Here is a 4610-nt window from a genome sequence, read left to right on the forward strand (position 1 = left end):
AGAAAAAATAGGGGGATAAACCGGATGTATGGAATGCCTAAAATTTCCAGGGGAAATTATTTAGACTTTCTTAAGGTAGATATGACCCCAGACAATCTCTCCTTTCTTCTTCTCTTTCCGCTCCCCCATATCTCCTATATACTCATCAAAGGTGTAGGTCTGGCCATCACATTCCTTCTCGACAGTTCCAACCTTTTTGAACCCTGGCATCGGGAAGAGAATCTTTCCAAGGATATATGCATCTCCCTTTACCATCTGTCCACCTACACGGCCTTCGACATCACCCTTGATAATGACGGTACCACCTTCAGCGTGGGTCAGGACGTGGATAAAGACATTGCCTTCGATAATAATGGTCCCCCCGGTCATAGCAGTTCCGATATCATTACCTGCCTTTCCTTTTACCCGGAGTGTACCGCCACTCATGCCACGCCAGTCACCACGGTAGGCACTACCGACATGGTTATCAGCATCGCCTTCGACGGTGAGTTCTCCGCCTTCCATACCGATTCCAAGAAATGCATCTGCATTGCCTTTGACCGTAATCTTACCGCCACGCATCCAGCAGCCGACGTACATATCAGCATCGCTGTTGATGAGGATCTCACCGGCTGTCATCTGCTGACCGAACCGCTTCATCTTTCGGACATTTCCGTTGACGATGATCTTGGTGTCAACTGCTGTTTCTCCAGCCTTTCCGGAGAAAGAGAAGAAATCTTTTAATTTCCAGAGGACTTTTCCTTCATGAGCCGGAAGATCTGCAATCTCGGCCAGAGACTTCCCTGCAAACTTATCTGGGGTTACACTATAGCATTCGAGGTACAACTCAGGCTGCTCTATCAAAGTCATTGTTACGGTTTGCATCTTTTTATACCTCAGGCAACTTCTACTTCAAGTGCCCGGGGGCGATACACATGGTCGTCGAATACTGCGTAGTTCTCAAGATTAACTGTGTAACTTTTGGTAAACTTTTCCTTTATATCTCGCATTACCTGTAAGTTTTCAGGCATGTTGACTTTGGTCCATACGGTGTATCCCTTGGGTTCTGCAACAATCTCGCCATTCTGGACGACAACTACTCCTTCCTTGATAGTGTAAGCAGTCTTGCTGAATGCCTCTTCAATCAGTTCCGGGTCAGACGGAATCTTTTTGGCATCAAGATTGTAGATAGAGACATTTCCATCAGCTCCGGGAGCAAGGCTGCCATACATATTTGACATACCAAGTGCCTTAGCAGGACCTGCACGGGTCATCATAGCGATTTCATAAAGAGTAAGTTCCCGGTCCATGGATGCCAGATCAGTTGCTGCGATAACCTTGTCCCTGCGTTTCATGGATTCAAAAGTTGTCTCACGGGCTTTTTTTGACATAAACCACTTGATGATACGCGGGTACCGGGTAAATGGACCAGCATTCGGATGATCAGTTGTGATAAAAACCCTCATCAGGTCTTTTGCATAGAGGCCAAGTTCCAGACCTATTGCCCATTGAATACCACAAATGGCAATATCTTTGTCATAGATATAAGGGACAATTCCTGATCCGGTTTCAAGTTCAATATCACAGTTTGCCCATTTGCGGTGATTGAGTTCCATGAGGTGATGTTCAAATGGACCATCTGCAGTCATAGTCGTCGTCTCGTCTAGAGTTACTACCCCAAGATCTACAGTTATATTTTTGGTCTTGTTGACGTAATCCATGACCTCTTTTGCACCAGATCCAAAGGTTCCCCAACTATCTCCTTTGTATGCGAAGAATTGAAGATGGGTGTTGTGCAGAACCTGTTCTCGTTTGAATTTATTTTTTGTTTTGTACCCGGAAGCGAGTTTGAGAGTCTTGATCGTATGTTCGTAGTTACCTGGATTTCCAAGATTGTTCCCATGAAGATGGATTGAATGGGGCAAGCCGAGATATTCATTTGTTTCAATAAGACCGGTTATGATCTCTGCCGGTGTAATATCAAAGAATGGAACCGGGTCATGAATATCAACACAATTCTCTCCCCATGCCCATGCTTCAGTGCCACCGGGATTAACAACCTTTATTCCGATACCATACGTTGCCTTTAGGAGCCATGCAACATATGCTGCGTTGTTCTCAATCTCCTTGTTCTTAAGATATTCAAAACAGAACCAATTATTCCCAAAGACCGGCATAGCACTGATATCAAGAATTGGTGTATCCCTGATCTCTTCATGAACATGAGGTGCCATAAGCGGCGGCATTGCTGCTTCGTTGGCATATGTGTACCCAAGACGGGCATATGCATATCCGGTCTTCCAGGTTGTAGGGATAGAGAATCCCATTTCCATCCGCTTGCCCTGCTTTACAATCCCTCCCCGGTAGTTACCCCGGAAGAGCTTATCTTCAGGCCGCATTTCACGCCCAAGGTTGACTTTTGGCCCTACGATATGAGTGTGAATATCAACACCGCCAGCCATGACGGTCTTACCGCTTGCGTCTATGATCTTTGCTTTTGATGAGACTTTTTCTACGATCTTACCATCTTTGATGGCAATATCTGCTATATCTCCATTAATACCTGATATTGGATCAAAGACGTATCCATTCTTAATAATAAGTTCGGACATCTTCAACTCTCCTTTACAGGATTTTTAGCATTGAGTTCTTCAACCCGGTCAGCAATTTTGTTTAGCAGTTCCTCATCTGTAAGAAGACCCTGTGAATCGATAACCTGTCTGAACTGGATTGGCACGTTGTCCATCCGGTACACAATTCCACCGGTATCAACTCCACAGATACAGACAGGAATGTGCAGATCAGAGATTTCCGATGCCATACAGACACTTGGATCGATGGTGACCCATGGATGTTTTTTCAGATGCTGGACTGCTGGAATCGGGAAATGGGCACCCGCATCGGTTCCGATGTTGATGAACATATCTGTTTCATCCCTCATTGCCATGTCAACAGAACTTGTTTCACCCGGATTCATGTGTGCATAGTTCTTCTTGGTGAGATCAAGGCAGTACGGAAATCCAAATGTCCATGACCATACGACACCGGGACCTGCAATATTGTAGTGTCCACGCATTGCCATAATTGTCCACTTGGCAACCTTGTTTAGATCCCGTATGAGAGAAATTGCGATGTCGATATTGTGATTACGTCCATCAGAGTGAGTAAGGCCCATACCGTAAAAGACAGTTCCAAATCTAGCATTTTTCATGACCTCAGCGACTTGAAGGATCTGTTCTTTTGGAACATCTGCAACAATATCAGGGATATCATCTGCATATCCGTTCATAATCATGCGGAATGCATTAAAAAGTTCATAATCATGCCCCTGTTTTACCCTGACATGGATATCAGCAACGTTTGCAGTATCGGTATATCGTGGATCAATGACAATAACAGTACGTTTCTTTTGTCCTTTTCCAGTAAAGAACCCACGAGGAAAGATAGAATAGCGTGACATATGTCGTGGGTGTGCATGAGCTGGGTTTGAACCCCAATAGAGAATTACATCAGCACGATTTTTGACTTCGCCAAGGGTACAAGTTGGGTATCCATTATCAAATATTGCAAGAAAAGATGGTCCATGACAGATGGTTGCACAGTTATCAAGGCATCCACCAACAGATTCCATTAACCTGGCGGCAGCTGCCTGACCTTCACAGTTGGTTGAACCAAACCCGTACATAAGGGGCTTTTTTGCCTTACACAGATGCTGTGCAGTCCATTCAATAGCCTCCTCATATGAAATCTCTTTCATCGTGCCATCAGGCTGACGAAGACGAGGAAGTCGGTGCCTGTTTTCTGAGCTCCCGTGTTTAAAGATCTCAGCCCCAATTGCACAGACATTTTCAACTTCAAGTACTTTTTTTCCATCATCTGAAACTGTGACTCTTACATCATCACAGGAGCAACCACAGTATGGACAACCAACATTTTCAATTATCTTGGACATAATTTCTCACCTTTCCACATTCCGACTGCACTCAAAACAAGTTCAAGTGCCGATTTTAATTTTTCATCAGGAGTAGATTCGACAGTTACAGGGAACCCGCTGTATTGTGGAGTGCCGGTTGACTGAGTACGTGGAGGAACGACCTGGTTAGCCCATACCCCCTGTCTGATATGGCAAAGACCCGGATATACTGTCTGACGTGCAACAATCGCTTTGACTATAACCTGACCACTTTCGCTTGTCACACGAACATTGGTATTCTTTAAAATCCCCAGTCTCTTCATATCCTCCTCATTCATCTCAATGAGATTACAGGCTTCGTAATATTCCGGTGATGTTTTCCCGATTTCCATTGCTATGCCTTCTTCAATGGCACGCTGGGTTATCATGTTCAATGTATTATTTTCGGCCATAGTATCTTCAGATAAGCCTATCGTATGATGTTCTGAATCAGATCTTGCAATTTCTGTTGTAGTTTCTCAGTTATCGTACAGATCCTACATCAGGATTCATATTCTCCTGTGATTGCTATTATCCGGGGAGACTGCGGTTCTTGTGTTCACAGTTTTGTTCGAGTTCCAGGATCACGACTGTTATAGCATGCAAGAGATGGGTAGTCAAAATACTGGTATAGATGATACCCAAACTCGGAGAATAGTGATGCAATCAACTTGCCAAC

At 44.4% G+C, this 4610-nt stretch carries 4 protein-coding genes; all 4 read right to left on the reverse strand.

Features of this window, described 5'->3' with window-relative positions:
- Nucleotides 1-60: 60 nt before the first annotated feature.
- Genes VN429_RS04445 through VN429_RS04460 form a run of 4 tightly spaced genes read right to left on the reverse strand, consistent with a single transcriptional unit; the run spans nt 61 to nt 4344 of the window.
- On the reverse strand, nt 61-864 hold the full coding sequence (locus VN429_RS04445) for a formylmethanofuran dehydrogenase subunit C (protein WP_325630225.1): 804 nt from the start codon (nt 862-864) through the stop codon (nt 61-63).
- A gap of 11 nt (nt 865-875) precedes the next feature.
- Complete coding sequence (locus VN429_RS04450; protein WP_325630227.1) at nt 876-2591, reverse strand: formylmethanofuran dehydrogenase subunit A; 1716 nt, start codon at nt 2589-2591, stop codon at nt 876-878.
- Between the two features lie 2 nt (nt 2592-2593).
- Nucleotides 2594-3931 (reverse strand): formylmethanofuran dehydrogenase subunit B, encoded by a 1338-nt coding sequence (locus tag VN429_RS04455; RefSeq protein WP_325630229.1) that lies wholly within the window; start codon nt 3929-3931, stop codon nt 2594-2596.
- On the reverse strand, nt 3919-4344 hold the full coding sequence (locus VN429_RS04460; protein WP_325630231.1) for a molybdopterin dinucleotide binding domain-containing protein: 426 nt from the start codon (nt 4342-4344) through the stop codon (nt 3919-3921). Before VN429_RS04460 ends, VN429_RS04455 begins: the two co-directional genes overlap by 13 nt.
- Nucleotides 4345-4610: the final 266 nt, after the last annotated feature.

Source organism: Methanospirillum sp. (genome assembly GCF_035560735.1).
Classification (GTDB): domain Archaea; phylum Halobacteriota; class Methanomicrobia; order Methanomicrobiales; family Methanospirillaceae; genus Methanospirillum.

Coding starts and splice junctions, on each gene's coding strand:
- VN429_RS04445 (WP_325630225.1), bottom strand. CDS start 864: ATGCAAACCGTAACAATGACTTTGATAGAGCAGCCTGAGTTGTACCTC.
- VN429_RS04460 (WP_325630231.1), bottom strand. CDS start 4,344: ATGGCCGAAAATAATACATTGAACATGATAACCCAGCGTGCCATTGAA.
- VN429_RS04455 (WP_325630229.1), bottom strand. CDS start 3,931: ATGTCCAAGATAATTGAAAATGTTGGTTGTCCATACTGTGGTTGCTCC.
- VN429_RS04450 (WP_325630227.1), bottom strand. CDS start 2,591: ATGTCCGAACTTATTATTAAGAATGGATACGTCTTTGATCCAATATCA.